17 protein-coding genes, 1 riboswitch and 1 other annotated feature are annotated in these 17097 nt (G+C 40.3%); of the genes, 12 read left to right on the top strand and 5 right to left on the bottom strand.

Translation table 11 applies throughout. The features are described from left to right. Nucleotides 1-52 precede the first annotated feature (52 nt). From MHH95_RS06820 to MHH95_RS06810, 3 genes are all read left to right on the top strand, one after another. Nucleotides 53-403, top strand: a complete 351-nt coding sequence (locus tag MHH95_RS06820; RefSeq protein WP_340727313.1) for a YojF family protein — start codon at nt 53-55, stop codon at nt 401-403. A gap of 13 nt (nt 404-416) precedes the next feature. After that, nucleotides 417-1094 carry a bacillithiol biosynthesis deacetylase BshB2 gene (bshB2, locus tag MHH95_RS06815; RefSeq protein ID WP_340726892.1) on the top strand — a complete coding sequence of 226 codons (678 nt, stop codon included), beginning with the start codon at nt 417-419 and terminating at the stop codon, nt 1092-1094. Nucleotides 1095-1482: 388 nt separating this feature from the next. Next, entirely contained in the window at nt 1483-2835 is a 1353-nt protein-coding gene (locus MHH95_RS06810) for a YjiH family protein (protein ID WP_340726891.1), read from the top strand. Between the two features lie 72 nt (nt 2836-2907). Here the strand turns inward: MHH95_RS06810 and MHH95_RS06805 are convergent, their stop codons facing one another. Next, entirely contained in the window at nt 2908-3657 is a 750-nt protein-coding gene (locus MHH95_RS06805) for an SDR family NAD(P)-dependent oxidoreductase (RefSeq protein WP_340726890.1), read from the bottom strand. 347 nt (nt 3658-4004) lie between these two features. Here MHH95_RS06805 and ilvA point away from each other — a divergent pair, with 347 nt between their 5' ends. After that, complete coding sequence (gene ilvA, locus MHH95_RS06800) at nt 4005-5267, top strand: threonine ammonia-lyase IlvA (RefSeq protein ID WP_191700744.1); 1263 nt, start codon at nt 4005-4007, stop codon at nt 5265-5267. A gap of 80 nt (nt 5268-5347) precedes the next feature. On the opposite strand, the gene MHH95_RS06795 is transcribed toward ilvA, so the two are convergent. The 3 genes from MHH95_RS06795 to MHH95_RS06785 all read right to left on the bottom strand — a co-directional run bounded on the left by MHH95_RS06795 (nt 5348) and on the right by MHH95_RS06785 (nt 8388). Then, complete coding sequence (locus MHH95_RS06795) at nt 5348-6142, bottom strand: ABC transporter ATP-binding protein (RefSeq protein ID WP_191700743.1); 795 nt, start codon at nt 6140-6142, stop codon at nt 5348-5350. Further along, nucleotides 6135-7175, bottom strand: coding sequence for an ABC transporter permease (locus MHH95_RS06790; RefSeq protein ID WP_191700742.1), 1041 nt, complete (start codon nt 7173-7175; stop codon nt 6135-6137). The genes MHH95_RS06795 and MHH95_RS06790 overlap by 8 nt, the downstream gene beginning before the upstream one ends. Before the next feature lie 196 nt (nt 7176-7371). Further along, a complete protein-coding gene (locus MHH95_RS06785; RefSeq protein ID WP_191700741.1) occupies nt 7372-8388 on the bottom strand; it encodes an ABC transporter substrate-binding protein in 1017 nt (338 codons plus the stop codon). A 292-nt stretch (nt 8389-8680) separates the two neighbouring features. Beyond that, nucleotides 8681-8725, top strand: a riboswitch (PreQ1 riboswitch). A gap of 6 nt (nt 8726-8731) precedes the next feature. Between MHH95_RS06785 and MHH95_RS06780 the strand changes: the two genes are divergently transcribed. The 8 genes from MHH95_RS06780 (at nt 8732) to MHH95_RS06745 (ending at nt 15349) form a co-directional block, all read left to right on the top strand. Then, entirely contained in the window at nt 8732-9217 is a 486-nt protein-coding gene (locus MHH95_RS06780) for a QueT transporter family protein (RefSeq protein WP_340726889.1), read from the top strand. 171 nt (nt 9218-9388) lie between these two features. Further along, nucleotides 9389-9596, top strand: a binding site (T-box leader). A gap of 60 nt (nt 9597-9656) precedes the next feature. Then, nucleotides 9657-10640: a metal ABC transporter ATP-binding protein gene (locus MHH95_RS06775; protein ID WP_340726888.1), complete on the top strand. Its 984-nt coding sequence runs from the start codon at nt 9657-9659 to the stop codon at nt 10638-10640. Nucleotides 10641-10646: 6 nt separating this feature from the next. Further along, nucleotides 10647-11684: an anthranilate phosphoribosyltransferase gene (trpD, locus tag MHH95_RS06770; protein ID WP_340726887.1), complete on the top strand. Its 1038-nt coding sequence runs from the start codon at nt 10647-10649 to the stop codon at nt 11682-11684. Next, nucleotides 11681-12475, top strand: a complete 795-nt coding sequence (gene trpC / locus MHH95_RS06765; RefSeq protein WP_340726886.1) for an indole-3-glycerol phosphate synthase TrpC — start codon at nt 11681-11683, stop codon at nt 12473-12475. Before trpD ends, trpC begins: the two co-directional genes overlap by 4 nt. After that, nucleotides 12472-13089 (top strand): phosphoribosylanthranilate isomerase, encoded by a 618-nt coding sequence (locus MHH95_RS06760; RefSeq protein ID WP_340726885.1) that lies wholly within the window; start codon nt 12472-12474, stop codon nt 13087-13089. The genes trpC and MHH95_RS06760 overlap by 4 nt, the downstream gene beginning before the upstream one ends. Further along, the gene (gene trpB / locus MHH95_RS06755; protein WP_340726884.1) at nt 13086-14273 is read left to right on the top strand and encodes a tryptophan synthase subunit beta; all 1188 of its coding nucleotides are present in this window, start codon (nt 13086-13088) and stop codon (nt 14271-14273) included. The genes MHH95_RS06760 and trpB overlap by 4 nt, the downstream gene beginning before the upstream one ends. Continuing rightward, a complete protein-coding gene (trpA, locus tag MHH95_RS06750; protein WP_340726883.1) occupies nt 14270-15049 on the top strand; it encodes a tryptophan synthase subunit alpha in 780 nt (259 codons plus the stop codon). The genes trpB and trpA overlap by 4 nt, the downstream gene beginning before the upstream one ends. Nucleotides 15050-15115: 66 nt before the next feature. Further along, nucleotides 15116-15349 carry a sulfate permease gene (locus MHH95_RS06745; protein WP_340726882.1) on the top strand — a complete coding sequence of 78 codons (234 nt, stop codon included), beginning with the start codon at nt 15116-15118 and terminating at the stop codon, nt 15347-15349. A 35-nt stretch (nt 15350-15384) separates the two neighbouring features. Here the strand turns inward: MHH95_RS06745 and MHH95_RS06740 are convergent, their stop codons facing one another. Further along, nucleotides 15385-16998 (bottom strand): long-chain fatty acid--CoA ligase, encoded by a 1614-nt coding sequence (locus MHH95_RS06740; protein ID WP_340727312.1) that lies wholly within the window; start codon nt 16996-16998, stop codon nt 15385-15387. Nucleotides 16999-17097 lie beyond the last annotated feature (99 nt).

Here is a 17097-nt window from a genome sequence, read left to right as displayed (position 1 = left end):
AAAATTTGACTATACTATTAACAGATAGATTCGAAAGGAGTTAATAAGAGTGATGAAGGAAGTAAATACTAACGAGCTCCAGGAATTACTTAATTCTTTTGCGAACAAAGACGTTTTTATTCATCTAGAAACTACGAATGGCTCTTATGCAACACACTATAATGAAAGCTTTTTCAATGCAGGAGCATTTATCCGCAATGTACAATTACGTTATGAATTAGGGAAAGTTGTAGGAGACGCTCCACACCGTGTTGGCTTGAAAATGCCACATGGTTGGGTATATGCACAAGGAATTACACATTTTGAATTAGATGATCAAGGTCGCTTATTAATGGCTGGAATTGATAATACAGGAAAGCTTGCGATTGCGTTGGAAATTAGCGAATCGCCATTTGCTTATTAAGGAGGTTGCTTACATGACATTACAAGAAGAACGCCATGTTTTGGTCGTTTACCCTCACCCCGATGATGAAGCCTTTTCGGTTGCAGGTACATTACGCTTATATCACAATATGGGAGTTCCTGTTACATATGCTTGTTTAACATTAGGGGAAATGGGCCGGAATCTAGGAAATCCTCCGTTCGCCACTCGTGAATCATTACCGGAAATACGTAGAAAAGAACTGATGGCTGCTTGTGAGGCGATGGGTATAGAAGATTTACGTATGATGGGTTTACGTGATAAAACGGTGGAATTTGAAGATGATGAAAAGATGATCAAACTCGTAACCGATTTAATTGTGGAACTTAATCCTTCTTTAATCTTCACATTTTTACCTGGTTTTGCAGTGCACCCTGACCATGAAGCAACTGGTCGTGCAGTAGTAGAGGCCGTTCGTCGGATTGATAAGCAATATCGTCCCCGTATTTTAGCATGTGCTTTTGCCAACGATACAGTCGAGAAAAATGGAGAGCCCCATGTAACAATTGATATCCAATCTGTTAAAGAAGACAAATTAAAGGCGCTAAAAGCCCATATTTCTCAAACTGGCTGGATGTTGCAGGAAACAGCAAAACGTGTCGACGAAGGTGAAGTTTTATCGGACAGCTGGTTAAATACTGAAAAATTTTATAATGTTACATTTAACGATTAAAAGTCTTATTCTTCGTATGTCCAATTGGAAAGAAGCTGAGACAAACATCGAAATGAAAAGCGCTGCAAGTTTGGAATTCAACCAAAATTTGCAAGCGCTTATTTTTTTCTCTCTATTAAAGCCAGCTTTTTCCTACATATAAAACTTCTTGGGTGTCATACTAAAATATGCATTTTTTTATAAGCTCCGCCATTCCATAACTGGCTGGGATAAAAATAATGAATCAATTCAATTTGGTTTTCAAATCTTTTACATAGGGTAAAGATAAAGCCTTCCTACTCAACATATATTTCTGAAAATTTAATCTTTACGCAAAACAGTAGACAAATGAATATTCAAGATTTATAGTGTATAAATATTCAACTAACAAATTAAAGAGGTTATATATATGACAAAGAAATTTTCTTTTTATACGTGGTTTCTTTTTATAGCATTTTCTGTGCTTGGTGTGTTTATCTTTATTACTCCGATTGGAACAGACGATGGCATAAAAGTACCGATTGCTATTCTTGCTAATTTTTTGGCAGGTAAAGTTGAACCTTTTATTCATTGGTTCGCATTCATAGTGTTTATAATTGCTGCTGCGGGTTCTGTAGCAATGCAATTCATTCCACAAAAAGGTTCTCGTACATTAGCGGATTCTTTATTCCGTGTTAACTGGTTCTGGACAATTATGCGTGTACTTGCAGTTATTTTCGCAAGTATGTATGTTTTCCAAATTGGGCCAGAGAGTCTGAAAAGTGATGTAACAACAGGTGTGCTGCTCGATCCTGCTGCTGGTCTTGTAACATTCATGTTTGTATTATTCCTATTTGCCGGATTATTACTACCATTATTGACTGACTTCGGTTTACTTGAATTTTTCGGGTCAATGATGGTGAAGATTATGCGTCCCCTATTCAAAATTCCTGGCCGCTCTGCAATTGACTGCTTAGCTTCTTGGGTTGGTGACGGGACAATTGGTGTCTTACTGACGAGCAAGCAATATGAAGATAAAAATTATACGGGGCGTGAAGCTGCAACAATCGCCACAACATTTTCTGTCGTTTCGATTACATTCTGCTTAGTAGTTGTTGAAACAATTGGCATTGGGGATTACTTCCTTGAGTTTTATGCTTCTGTAATTATTTGTGGATTAATTTTAGCATTTATTATGCCACGTATTTACCCGCTTAAGCAAAAAGCGGATACGTTAATTGACGGTAGTGAAGTACCTGCCAATCGTGAAGATGTACAAGAGGGCTTTAATGTATTTTCATACGGCTTACACAATGCATTAAATAAAGCGAATTCAAACCGCAACTTAGGTAAAATGGTGAAGAACGGGTTTGTGAATGTATTGGAAATGTGGTTTGCGGTAACACCTATTATTATGGCATTTGCAACAATTGCATTAGTTTTAGCTGAATTTACAAGCTTCTTCCGTATTTTAGGAATGCCGTTTGAGCCTATTTTAGCACTTCTTCAAATTCCAGAAGCAAGTGAAGCCGCACAAACAATGATTGTCGGTTTTGCTGATATGCTATTACCTTCAATTTTAGGCGCAGGCATTGAATCGGAAATGACACGTTTCTTCATTGCAACGGTATCTGTTACGCAATTGATTTACATGTCGGAAGTCGGTGGATTAATCTTAGGTACGAAGCTTCCATTAAAGATTTGGGATTTATTCGTTATCTTCCTAATCCGTACAATTATTTCGATTCCGATTATTGCGGCAATCGCACATTTACTATTCTAAATCGAACAAAAAATAAAGGGCTGCCGAAAGATCAGATTTTCCTCTGACATTTCGAGCAGCCCTTTTCATATTTTATTTTGTGCTAGTGAATCCACCATCAATACGGATAACTTCCCCATTAATATATTCTGCTTTTGATGTTAATAGGAAAGTTACGAGCTCTGCCACTTCCTCAGGTGTCCCTAAGCGTTTTTGTGGAATTCCACTTGTTGCATTTTCCTTCATTTGCGGATTTGCTTCAAAAAATGTTTTTACCATTGGTGTTTCAGTTGGCCCCGGTGCAATGGCATTGACACGTAAACCGTCCTTTGCATACTCTGCTACCATACTCTTCGTTAAACCAATGATTCCATGTTTCGTTGCTGAATATGTGACAACGGAGTCCTGTCCAATGACACCAGCACTTGAGGCTGTATTCACAATTGAACCTCCACCATTTTTCAGCATCACTTCTGCTACATAACGTACCCCGTATAATGCACCTAACAAATTGATACCAACAATCTGTTCAATTTCTTCGATTGTTGTATCTAAATAATATTTCCCGCTTCCCGAAATCCCCGCATTATTGAAGAAGTAATCGATAGAACCGAATTTCTGCATTGTTTCGTCTACATATTTTTTTACTTCCTCTGCTTTTGAAACATCTGCTTTTATAAAAATAGCATCAACGCCAAGTGCTTTTACTTTTTCGACGGTTTCATTTCCGCCTTTTTCGCTTACATCCACTACTGCAATATTTATACCTTCTTGGGCCATACGGATAGCTGTCGATTGACCTAATCCGCTTCCCCCACCTGTAATAATAGCTGTTTTAGTCATATTTAATTCCTCCTAGATATGTTCTTGGAACTTGTAAAAAATTGATTTACTATAAAACAAAATTCCACTGCCATAGCATTGTATTTTTTACCCCTTCACTTCTTTACATAAACAATAAAACGGTAAATACGGGTTCTGACAATTCTTCATAAGGCTATCCGATTTGCTAAACAGATATGCAACTTTCTTTATTAAGGTAGTATGAAATAAATTATTTTCTTCAATAAAACGCTTTCATTATGAATAATTTAAGAACTTTCTAAATTTACTGACTTTTTAGGTCTCATAAGCACAAATTTATGATAGAATGATGTAATCTTTAAACTGATTACGGAGGTCACATGAAAATGGAAGTTGCTCAACCTAAAACAATTGCAGTTGAAAATGTATTGATTGCCCATCATTTTTTAAAAGATGTAGTCGTGCATACCCCGCTGCAATTAAATGAATATTTATCCGAAAAGTATGGTGCAAAAATTTATTTTAAGCGTGAAGACCTACAGCATGTTCGGTCCTTTAAATTACGCGGTGCCTATTATAAAATTAAGAAAATCGAAAATGAGGCCCGTGCTTCTGGTGTCGTATGTGCAAGCGCTGGGAATCATGCACAAGGTGTTGCTTATGCCTGTGCAAAGCTTGAAATTCAAGCAACCATTTTCATGCCAAAAACAACACCAAAACAAAAGATCGATCAGGTTCGTATGTTTGGCCGGAACTTTGTTGAAATTGTGTTAGCCGGTGATACATTCGATGACTCAGCGGAAAGCGCAGTAGCTTATTGTGAAGAAGAGAACCGTATTTTCATCCACCCATTTGATGATGTTGACGTCATGGCGGGTCAAGGAACTGTAGCCGTCGAAATTATGAATGATATCGAGGAACCGATTGACTATATTTTCGGCAGCATAGGTGGCGGCGGTTTAATGTCCGGCGTATCCGCCTACATTAAAAACTTATCACCTACAAGTAAAATCATTGGCGTAGAGCCTGCCGGTGCAGCAAGTATGAAGTCTGCCTTTGAAAATAAGGAGCCTATTGCTCTCGACTGGATTGATAAATTTGTCGATGGTGCTGCTGTTAAATGTGTCGGGCAGGAAACGTATGAAGTATGTAAGCATTATTTGGACGATATTATTACTGTTCCAGAAGGAAAAGTGTGTACTACGATTTTAGACTTATATAATAAGCATGCAATTATAGCCGAACCAGCTGGAGCTTTGTCAGTTGCAGCTCTTGATTTTTATGCGGAACAAATCCGGGGGAAATCCGTTGTTATCATTATTTCAGGTGGAAATAACGACATCGGACGGATGCAGGAAATTAAAGAACGCTCGCTTATTTACGAAGGACTATTACATTACTTCATCGTTAGCTTCCCACAACGTTCCGGGGCGCTAAGACAATTTTTGGCCGAAGTGCTTGGGCCGAATGATGATATTACAACTTTTGAATATACGAAGAAAAACAATAAAGAGAGTGGTCCGGCATTAGTAGGGATTGAACTTGCCCACCCTGATGACCGCGCCGGTTTAATCGAGCGCATGTTGGCCAATGGTTTTGAATATAAAGAGGTCAATAAGGACAGTACATTGTTTGCACTGCTTGTGTAGCTCCTGGCTAAAACCTTTTTCATTCCATCTATATAAAAAATCCCGACAGTCATTACCACAATGATTGTCGGGATTTTAATTTAGCCTAATAGCGCGCGATCTGAATTCATTTTTTCTCCGCGGATATGCTCGAATTCGGTCATTAAATCCGGAATCGTTAGTGCCGGTTTTCGATCTTCCCCTACTTCCAGGATAATCTGCCCTTTGTCCATCATAATTAAGCGATTGCCTAAGTCCAACGCCTGCTGCATATTATGCGTAACCATAAGCGTTGTCAGCTTACTTTCTTCCACCAACTCTTTTGTCAGCTTTGTAATAAGCTCTGCACGTGATGGGTCCAGTGCTGCTGTATGTTCATCGAGTAGCAAAATGGAAGGCTTCGTAAAGGTAGCCATTAATAGACTTAATGCTTGGCGTTCACCACCAGATAATAGACCTACCTTTGCATTTAGACGGTTTTCTAAATTCAGGTGCAATTTTTCTAATGAGGATTTGAAAAATTCACGGCGTTTTTTATCTACACCGAACCGAAGTGTGCGTTTGGCATTGCGTGAATAGGCAATCGCCAAATTTTCTTCAATCGTCATTGTAGGTGCTGTACCAGCCATTGGATCCTGGAACACACGGCCAATATGTACCGCCCGCTTATGTTCAGGTAAACGTGTTAAATCATTGCCATTAATAATGACGGATCCAAAGTCGGGTGTTAGGGCCCCGGAAATCATATTCATCATTGTCGATTTTCCTGCACCATTACTTCCAATTATTGTGACAAAATCGCCAGGTGCTAAGTGCAAATTAATATTATCCAATGCCATTTTCTCATCGGGTGTTCCTTCGTTAAACACTTTATTGATACTATCCAATTTAAGCAAGGCCATTCCCTCCCTGCTCAACTTTTAATTTTGCCTTTTGTAGTGCCATTCGTTCTTCCAAACGTTTTGCCTTACGTTTCTTTTCTTTATACTTATTAACGATTTGCGGAATTACTAATGCCAAAATAACGATAAATGCTGTTATTAATTTCATATCACCTGAATCCAGCCATTTTACACGCAACGCTAAAGCGTAAATCATACGGTAAATTATTGCCCCGGCAATAACAGCGAAGGTTACGCGTACAATCGATTTAGCACCAAAAATAGCTTCCCCTATAATAACAGAGGCCAAACCGACAACAATCATCCCGATACCTAATCCAACATCCGCAAATTTTGTATATTGCGCAATTAATGCCCCGGACAGTGCAACCATACCGTTTGAAATACCTAACCCTAAAATAACTAATGAATCAGTATTTGCCGAAAAACTGCGAATCATCCGTTTGTTGTCCCCTGTTGCACGAATCGCCAAACCGACTTCCGTTTTTAAGAACCAGTCAACGATAAGCTTAATAATAATCGTCACAACAAGCATAACGGCTAAAATACCCCAAGTTGTTGGCACCGTTGTCATACCCATTGACTTTAAAGCATTTGAGATGACTGAATCAATGCCTAAACTTGCCCAAAAATTATTAAATACTGTAAAAATTGTTTCTGAATTTAAGAGTGGAATATTTGGTCTTGTTACACCCGTATCGGAGCTTAATCCCATAATGCGAAGATTAATAGAATAAAGCGCGATCATCATTAAAATCCCTGCAAGCAGCGGATTGATTTTCCCTTTAGTGTGTAAAATTCCTGTCATACATCCAGCAATAAATCCAGCAACTGTTGCGACCAATGTTGCGAGTATCGGATTATAGCCAAGTACAATCATCATTGCGGCCGTACCTGCACCCGTTACAAAGCTTCCATCAACCGTTAAATCCGGAAAATCCAGCACCCGGAATGTTAAATAAACACCCAGTGCCATAATTGCATAGATGATTCCTTGCTCTACCGACCCAAACAAAGCTGTAAACATCTCGAATCATCTCCTATAATTTTTATCCACTGCACCTTGCGAGCTTATGAGTATCCATTAAAAAGTAGTTAAACGTTAATTCGCGCTAGGACCCTCTAGAATATTAGCCTTGGATTTCATTACGATGACTTTAGGCAGACCTTCTTTGAGGGCACAAGCGCGAATATTTACTCCTGGCTATTTACCAGCATTCAAATTATTGTACTTCTGCTTCCCACTCAGGTTTAACTTCTAAGCCTAAATTTTCTGCAGCCGCTTTATTGATGACTAATTTTAAGTTTGCTGGGTATGCTGCCGGAATTTCAGAAGGAGATTTCCCTTCCAATAAAATTTGAGCTGCCATTTGCCCTGCTTCATAACCGATATCGTAGTAATTAAAACCGTATGCTGCTAACCCGCCACGTGCTACAGAGTCCAATTCACCAACGATTAATGGTAATTTGTTTGCATTTGCTACATCGATAACTGATTCTAATGCATTTACAACTGTGTTATCTGTAATGATGTAATACGCTTCTACTTTACCTAATAATGATTCAGTTGCTTGTTTTACTTCCGCTGATGTTGAAGCAGATGCTTCTACAATTGTAATACCTTCTTTTGCTGCTAATTCTTTAGCAGTTGAAATTTGGGCTACTGAATTTTGCTCTCCAGCGTTATAAACCATCCCGACATTTTTTACACCGAGTTCTTTTAAAAACGCCATTGTTTTTGGCATTGTTTCCGGATGTAAATCAATTGTTCCAGTAACGTTTGCCCCTGGAGTTGCCATTGATTCGATTAATTCCGCACCTACCGCATCGGTTACCGATGTGAAGATAATTGGAATATCAGCAGTTGCACCTTTTGCCGCTTGTGCAGATGGTGTTGAGTTTGCAAAAATCAGGTCTACATTATCGCTTACTAATTGTTGTGCAATTGTCATGTTTGTACTGTTATCTCCATTAGCTGAGTTATCCACATATTCCGCTTTAATTCCTGCATCTTCAATCGCCTTTTTGAATCCTTCTTTTGCAGCATCTAATGATGGGTGCTCTACGATTTGAGTTGTTCCGATTTTAAATGTTTTTGCTTCATCAGTTTGTGCAGACTCTGTTCCTCCGTCACTAGCTGTAGCATTAGTAGCAGTATCTTGCTCTTCTCCACCGCATGCTGCTAAAAGTAAAAGAAGCCCAAATACTAAAAAGGAAAGCTTCGTTAATTTACGTGTCATATAATTTATCCCCCTATTATTCTCTGTCACTTTAAAGCGACGAACTTCATTTGGATGAAGTGTGAATTAAAATTATATTACCTCTTCATTTTCAGATAGTCAATAAGATTTAGAATGTTCAGAATTCAAATTAAATCTCCTCATATTCATTCATGTTAATTTCGCGCTTTAAACCACTGAATTATAATTGTATTATTCAAAATTTTATCATTTGTCAATTTATTGAACTTTGAAGGGAAATTAGTTCTATAATTCTTTACTTTCTTTTTCAATATTGCTATGATTGCAGTTGCTTTGCGTGGTTCGTAACCATCCCACGTTAAAAAACTAGGAGGAATTTAATATGAAAGTAAAGTTTCTTGCAACGAGTGCAATTATTGCAGCATTATATATTGCAATTACTATGCTAGTTGCCCCGATTAGTTTTGGACAAGTACAGTTCCGTATTGCCGAAATATTTAATCATCTAATCGCCTTCAACCCTCGTTTTATGCTAGGTGTTGTATTGGGTGTATTTTTTTCAAATTTCCTTATGTCATCTGTTGGTCCAATTGACCTAATTTTTGGCGTAGGACATACTATTCTTACACTTGGGGTTTTTATTTTCGTCTGTAAGTTTGTAAAAAACATTTGGGCACGTTTAGTTATTAATACGATACTCTTTACGTTTACAATGTTTATCATTGCGGCACAGCTTAACCTAGTGTTGGACTTTCCGTTTTGGGAGACATGGTTATTTGTAGCATTTGGGGAGTTTGTAGTTTTAGCGGTTGGTGCACCTATTATGTACACTTTAAATAAACGACTTGATTTCAAAAAATTGATCTAACATATATCGTTTCACCCACGGGTCATTAGCCGGTGGGTTTTTTGTTGAAGTTTTTTTAGAATTGTTTGACATTTTCATTTTCAATGTTAGAATAAGCATATTCAAAATATTACATTACGGTAGCAGGTTGCGGGAGCGCGACCACCGTTTCAGTTGAGAAGAGTTTAGTTGAGTAAATTGTTGAATAAGAAGAGTAGCATTTTCCATTTTGTGCAGAGAGCGTATGGTTGGTGAAAATACGTCAAAAGGTAAATGTGAATGGGCCTTATGAAAGCTGCCGGCATTAGTCGGCGGACGGTACCCTGCCGTTATCAGGTTTAAGTGGAGGCTATTTTATAGCTTCAATCGAGGTGGCAACGCGGTGCAGATCGTCCTCAGCAAAAGTTTATTCTTTTGCTGGGGACTTTTTTTATTCCCAAAATTAAAAGGAGTGTGTCGAATGGCAATTCAACAACGTTTTCGTACATCAATGAAAAAAGTGAACGGTGATCTACTGACACCAATCTCCATTTTCCAACGTTTAAAGGGCGAACGAAAGTTTCTTTTAGAAAGCTCATCCAAATATGAGGGTAATGGACGCTATTCCTTCATCGGGGTCAATCCAAGAAAAACCTATAGCGGCAACGGACAGCAGCTTATTGATAAATCGCATCTATCCAATCGAGAGTACACATATGACGGTGAGCTTATTCAATTGATTAAACAAGTAATGCCGCGCATATCATCACATACCGAATATCCTTTTACGGGCGGGGGGATCGGCTATATTCATGCATTGCAAAAACCATTGCCTGAACTGCAGTTTCATGTTTACGATACACTCGTTATTTTCGATCATTTAACAGACGAGATTGCTGTTTTCCATACGAATATTGAAGCCGAGCAGGAGGAGCCAAATATTGATGTACTGATTGAGCAGTTGTTTACAAGCACATCACCAGAAGAAACATCGTATACCCTAAACCATGTCGAAAAAGAACGAAGCGGTCATTATGCCGCACAATTTACTGGGGATGCCCTTTCGCTTTATCGAAAAATGCGGATTGATTATGCTGCACCATATATGTATTATGTCGAATTTGATGATTGCACTGTACTAGGTACATCACAGGCAAACTTTATGCAAGTGCGGGACGGATCTATTTCAGTTACAAACAAAGCATTGCCGATTGAACCATTTAGTGTGGAAAATTCAGTGCACAAATTGTCCACAACAACACAAGGATCACTGAACCCAACGTTGCATGCGATTGATGTTGTAAAGGAGCTTGTGCCGGCACAAGGATTAATCGGCTATATTGGCTTTAACGGGCAAGTCGATTTCACGACACCCGATAATACGATAACGATTCAGGGAAATGTTGCACATCTTCACACAGAAACGAGTGAGGATGCCCCATTCCACTCACTATTGAAAGGATGAGTATGTATGTCTTTAACTCCATATATTGAACAAATCGGCCGAAAAGAACATTTAGTTTTTAAAGAGATGCAGCAGGCTGCACAACTCATTTTTAATGAGCAGACACCGAAAGAACAGATAGCTGCCTTTTTAACAGCGATGAGTATTAAAGGCGAAACAGCACATGAAGTTGCCGGACTCGCTTCTGTCATGAAATCACATGCCGTCTCAGTTGATGCACCAGAAGGTATTTATATCGATAATTGCGGTACAGGTGGCGACGGCCTCCAAAGCTTCAATATTAGTACGACCGCCGCTTTCGTGTTAGCTGGCGGGGGCATTCTAGTCGCGAAGCATGGTAATCGGAAAGTGTCGAGCGCTTCAGGCAGCTCAGATGTTTTAGAAGCACTTGGCATTACCCTACTCCCGGATACAGCACAAACGATAGATTTATTGAAACAGCACGGAATCGCCTTTTTGCATGCACCGAACATGCATCCAAAGCTAAAGCGAATCGGCGAAGTTCGACAATCACTTGGAAAGCCGACAATCTTTAATTTAGTCGGACCTTTAACAAATCCTGTACCTTTGAAAACTCAATTCGTTGGTATTAACCGCCCTAACTTTACTACTGATTATGCTGAAGTGCTGCACATGCTCGGCCGTGAGCGCGCAATTGTCGTATCGGGTGCACAAGGAATGGATGAGGCATCATTGGACGGTGAGAATACATTCGTCCTTTTAGACCACGGTGATATTATTCCATTTAAGCTTCGTGCGGAAGATGTAGGTTTAACTGCACAGCCACTATCGGCTATCCGTGGTGGCACCCCTGCTGAAAACGCAGTAATTATGCGCGATTTATTAAAAGGAAAGCAAAGTGTATATTTCGACACAGTCGTGTTAAATGCCGGCATTGGGTTCTTTGCATATGGCTTAGCGAGCACGATGAAAGAAGGTATCGACATGGCAAAGGACAGCATCCTGTCGGGTCGTGCATATGAAAAGCTAGAAAGTGTTGTTGCCTATAACAAAAAAGTGATGCAGGAGGAAACGATTATATGACTATTTTAGACCGAATTATAGCGCAAAAAGAGCTTGAATTACCTGCTTTACTTGCATCAGCACCAAACTTCCCAACAATTGATAAGGTACGTCCCTCTTTGTATGAAACATTAATTACCGCCAGTACGTTGCAGGTCATTTCTGAAATGAAACGCGCCTCACCATCGAAAGGTGATATTGCGACACATATCGACCCTGTTGAACAGGCAAGACAGTATGAGGAAGCCGGGGCTGCCTGCATTTCCGTATTAACAGAGCAGGCATTTTTTAAAGGCAGCTTCGAAGATTTACATGCGGTAGCAAATGCAGTGAATATTCCAGTGTTATGCAAAGACTTCATGATTCATGAAGTGCAGATTGACTATGCAAAGGCTGCAGGTGCCTCAGTCATTTTATTGATCGTGGCGGCATTAACGGATGAACAATTAAAGGCACTTTACACATATGCAACCGAAAAACAGTTGGAAGTTCTTGTAGAAGTGCATGATACGGAGGAGTTACAGCGTGCACTGAATATTGGTGCGAAAATTGTCGGAGTTAATAATCGTAACTTAAAGACATTTGAAGTTTCCTTAACAACTACCGCTGAAATTGCCCAGCATCTTCCCCCTTCTTCCATTGCATTTATTAGCGAAAGTGGCATTTGGAACGCTGAAGATGCGCAGTTTGTGGCGAATGCAGGCGCAAAAGGAGTTTTAGTTGGTGAATCATTAATGGTGAGCGGAAATGTCAAGAATTCCCTTAAAGCACTACAAATCGACATCATAGCGAAGGTTGGCGAAAAGAGATGACTAAAGTAAAAATTTGCGGATTGAAAGAAATCGAACATGTCGAAGTTGCGGTAAAAGCTGGAGCAGATTTTATCGGATTTATGTTTGCGCCCAGTAAACGACGCATTACAGTAGAGGAAGCAACCGAGCTGGCGAAGAGTATTCCAAGTACGGTAAAAAAGGTTGGAGTTTTTGTAAATGAACAGAACGATGTCATTCGACAAATTGCCGATCAAGTCGGGCTCGACTATATCCAGTATCACGGGGATGAAACGCAGGCGCAAATACAGGAAATTGGCCTACCAGCTATTAAGGCATTTTCGATTCGTGGGGAAGAAGACGTTAAGCGAGCGGCAGCATATGATGTCGACTACTATTTATTCGATGCACCAGGTACAAACTTCCGCGGAGGTAGTGGAGAATCATTTGACTGGATGCTTTTGGATAAAGTAAATATTCCGATGGATAAGGTCATTTTAGCAGGTGGTTTAAATGGAGAAAATGTAGGACTGGCGATCATGCTGGTCGAGCCATTTGCTGTAGATGTTTCAAGTGGTGTAGAGGTAGATGGTCGAAAAAGTTCGACAGCGATTACGAATTTTATTGAAATAGCAAAAGGAGAGTTGATTTTATGACGACAGTAAAAGGACGCTTTGGACGATTTGGCGGTCAATTCGTGCCTGAGACATTGATGACATCACTTGAAGAATTGGAGCTTGCATATGAGGAAACAAAAAAGGACCCTTCTTTCAAGGAAGAACTTGACTATTATTTAAAGCAATATGTCGGACGGGAAACTCCCCTTTATTTTGCGGAGCGTTTAACGAAAAAAATCGGCGGTGCGAAAATCTATTTAAAACGTGAAGATTTAAATCATACCGGCGCTCATAAAATAAATAATGCGATCGGCCAAGCACTTTTAGCAAAACGTATGGGGAAGAAGAAAATTGTTGCTGAAACAGGTGCAGGTCAGCATGGGGTCGCAACGGCAACTGCGTGTGCTTTGCTTGATATGGAATGTATCGTTTATATGGGGGCAGAAGATGTACGCCGTCAGCAACTGAACGTTTTCCGTATGGAGCTGCTCGGGACAAAAGTTGTTGCGGTAGAAAAAGGTTCTGCCACATTAAAAGATGCGGTGAATGAAGCATTGCGTCACTGGGTTACTCATATTGAAGATACGCATTACATTTTAGGTTCAGCACTTGGCCCGCACCCCTTCCCTACAATTGTCCGTGATTTCCAACGCGTTATTGGGGATGAAACACGTGCCCAAATTTTACAGCAGGAAGGACGTCTTCCGGATACAGTTATTGCTTGTATTGGCGGCGGCAGTAATGCGATTGGAATGTTCTATCCGTTTGTAGAAGATCAAAATGTTGCATTATACGGGGTTGAAGCTGCAGGTTCGGGTGTAGATACAGATAAACATGCCGCAGCAATTCATGTCGGGAAAACAGGCGTCCTACATGGTGCCTTCATGTATTTACTGCAAGACAAAGATGGTTTTGTACAAGAAGCACATTCCATTTCGGCAGGGCTCGATTATCCAGGTGTTGGTCCTGAGCATTGTCATTTACATGAAACAGGTCGTGCATCCTACCCTTCTGTTACAGACGAACAAGCACTTGAAGGTGTGAAGCTGTTATGTGAAACGGAAGGAATCTTGCCGGCATTGGAAAGTGCCCATGCCGTTTACTATGCAGCACAATTTGCCAAAGACCGTCCTGCAGATGAAATTATTGTCGTGTGCTTATCAGGACGTGGGGACAAAGATGTTCACACATTAATGGATAAACTTGGAGGTGACGTGAAATGACATTGCAAAAACAGCTTGAAGACGTATTAGCAGCTGGGGATAAAGCATTTGTTCCTTATATTATGGCAGGCGATGGCGGGCTTGAAACGTTAAAACCTACTATATTAAAGCTTCAGCAAATCGGAGTTTCCGCAATTGAAGTCGGAATTCCATTTACAGATCCTGTAGCAGATGGACCAACAATTGAACAAGCCGGCGAACGTGCACTTGCACACGGTGCGACATTGAAAAAAGTACTGGATGAACTGCAAAGCTTTGCACAGGAAATCCATATCCCACTCGTTGTCATGACTTACTTAAACCCGATTTTAGCTTATGGAATTGAGGCATTTGCAGAGGATGCAAAACGTGGTGGTGTTCAAGGACTAATTGTACCAGATATGCCTTACGAAGAAAGTGCTTTATTGCATGACGCTTTAAAAGAAAACGGCATTGCGCTTGTTCAGCTCGTGTCATTAATGAGCCCTCCTGAACGTATTAAGAAATTAGCCACTGCAAGTGAAGGCTTCGTTTATGCCGTTACGGTAAATGGTATTACCGGTGAACGTGCAAGCTTTGCTACAGAACTTGCCGGGCACTTTGCAAACTTGAAAGCAGCAAGCAACATTCCGGTGTTAGCAGGATTCGGGATTTCAACAACCGAACATGTGAAGAGTTTTGGTGAGATTGCAGATGGCGTAATTGTTGGCAGTAAAATTGTTACTGCACTAGTTGAGCAGGACTGGGCAACGATTGAAGCACTCGTACAGGCGACGAAAAAAGCTACGATAAATTAGTCTACTTTCTCTTTCCTTCCTGTGGTATCGTTTACTTATTAAGTAGTAGCGGATGGAGGCCAATGAATGAGTGTAAAGGATTTTTTTGCTGGGGTATTTTTCATCGCACTTGCAGGTTATTTTACGTATGCTTTAGTCGACAACATGCCCTTGCTGTTTATTGAGAGTACGACGACGTGGCAATATTTTGTCGCATTCTTCCGTGTAGCACTTATTATTTTCCTTTTCAATTTAGGACTTTCGTTAATGAAACGCTTTTTTACAGGTGGAAAAGCAACAAAAAATGGGGACGCTCGGTAATTCGATGCGTTCCCATTTTTTTCGGCAATTCTGTATTACACTTGGAGCTGCGGATAAATTTCGTTTACATTTTCACGCAGCTTCGCCTTTAAAAACTTCCCTACAGAAGTTTTCGGAATTTCTGTTAAGAAGACGATATCATCTGGTAGCCACCATTTGGCAAATTGCCCTTCCAAAAATGCAATTAATTCCTCTTTTGTAGTGGTTGCTTCCTCTTTTAATACGACACATGCCAGTGGCCGCTCCTGCCATTTCGCGTGTGGGATAGCAATTACTGCCGCTTCAAATACAGCTTCATGCGACATAAGCGCATTTTCCAAATCAACTGATGAAATCCATTCGCCACCTGATTTAATTAAATCTTTTGTGCGGTCTGTTATTTTAATGAAGCCTTCCTTTGAGCGGACTGCTATATCGCCCGTGTAAAGCCATCCGTCTGAAAATGCTTCCGCTGTGCGCTCATCTTTATAATACTCCGCTGCAATCCAAGGTCCACGCAAACGTAGCTCCCCCATCGTTTCGTTGTCCCAAGGTACTTCTCCGTTTTCGTTTACGATGCTCGATTCAATTCCGGGAACTGTTAGCCCCTGCATTGCGCGTGTTTCAATTTTTTTATCTAACGGCCAGTCATCCATATGCGACATATCACGTGACATCGAAACAATCGGTGAAGTTTCCGTCATACCGTACACCACAATATAATTGACACCCATTTCTTCATATTTCTTAATTAGCCCTTTTGGCGAAGCCGATCCCCCGCAGAAAATGGCCTGTAATGACGATAAATCACGCGCCTTCTTTTCTAGCTCTTGTATTGCTCCAAGCCAAATTGTCGGTACTCCTGCTGTTTTCGTCACACTATATTGCTCGATAAAATCTAAAATTAAAGCTGGTGTAAATTGTGGGCCGATTAACACTTGCGTCGCTCCTACATTCACTGCAGCAAATGGCATACCCCATGCATTTACATGGAACATCGGGACAATCGGCAAAATCGTGTCACGCTCCGAAATCCCCATCGTATCCACCATTGAGATCGACATACTATGCAGCACGAGCGAACGATGTGTATAGACAACTCCTTTTGGATTGCCTGTTGTAGCACTTGTATAACACATGCTTGCCGGTTCATTTTCATCCAAATCTTCCGGGAACGCAAATTCTTCATCTGCTTCTTCCAGCAATGCTTCATACGATAAGGCGTTTGGCAAAGTTGTATTTGGCAAATCTCCATCTGCCATAATAATGTAGTGCTGCACCGTTTTTAATTCGTGTTGCACTTCTTCAATTAACGGCACTAAATCTTCGTCTATTAAAATAATTTTATCCTCTGCATGGTTAATAATATAAGCAATATGTTCCGGTGATAGGCGAATATTGACCATATGCAATATTGCACCTGAACATGGAACTGCAAAGTACGCTTCTAAATGGCGGTGTTGATTCCAGGCAAATGACGCAATTTTATCGCCGCGTTCCATGCCTAACTTTGTTAATGCATGCGCCAGTTTTCTCGTGCGCTTTACCCATTGCCCGTATGTAAGGCGGTGAACCTTATTCTCACTTGTACGTGATATTATTTCTTTGTGTGCATAATACGTTTCTGCACGCTTGATCATATCTGTTAGAACGAGTGGTGTTTGCATCATCATAGTTTGTTTCCCCCTTGTATTAGGCGTTTCTTTTATCGGCAAATCCCCATCCCCAACAAAAGACTACCAATTTATCCCACAATATCATTCTAATAT

Origin of the sequence: Solibacillus sp. FSL K6-4121 (assembly GCF_038002585.1) — a bacterium.
Classification (GTDB): Bacteria; Bacillota; Bacilli; order Bacillales_A; family Planococcaceae; genus Solibacillus; species Solibacillus faecavium.
This window is presented reverse-complemented; position numbering and strand designations above follow the sequence as displayed.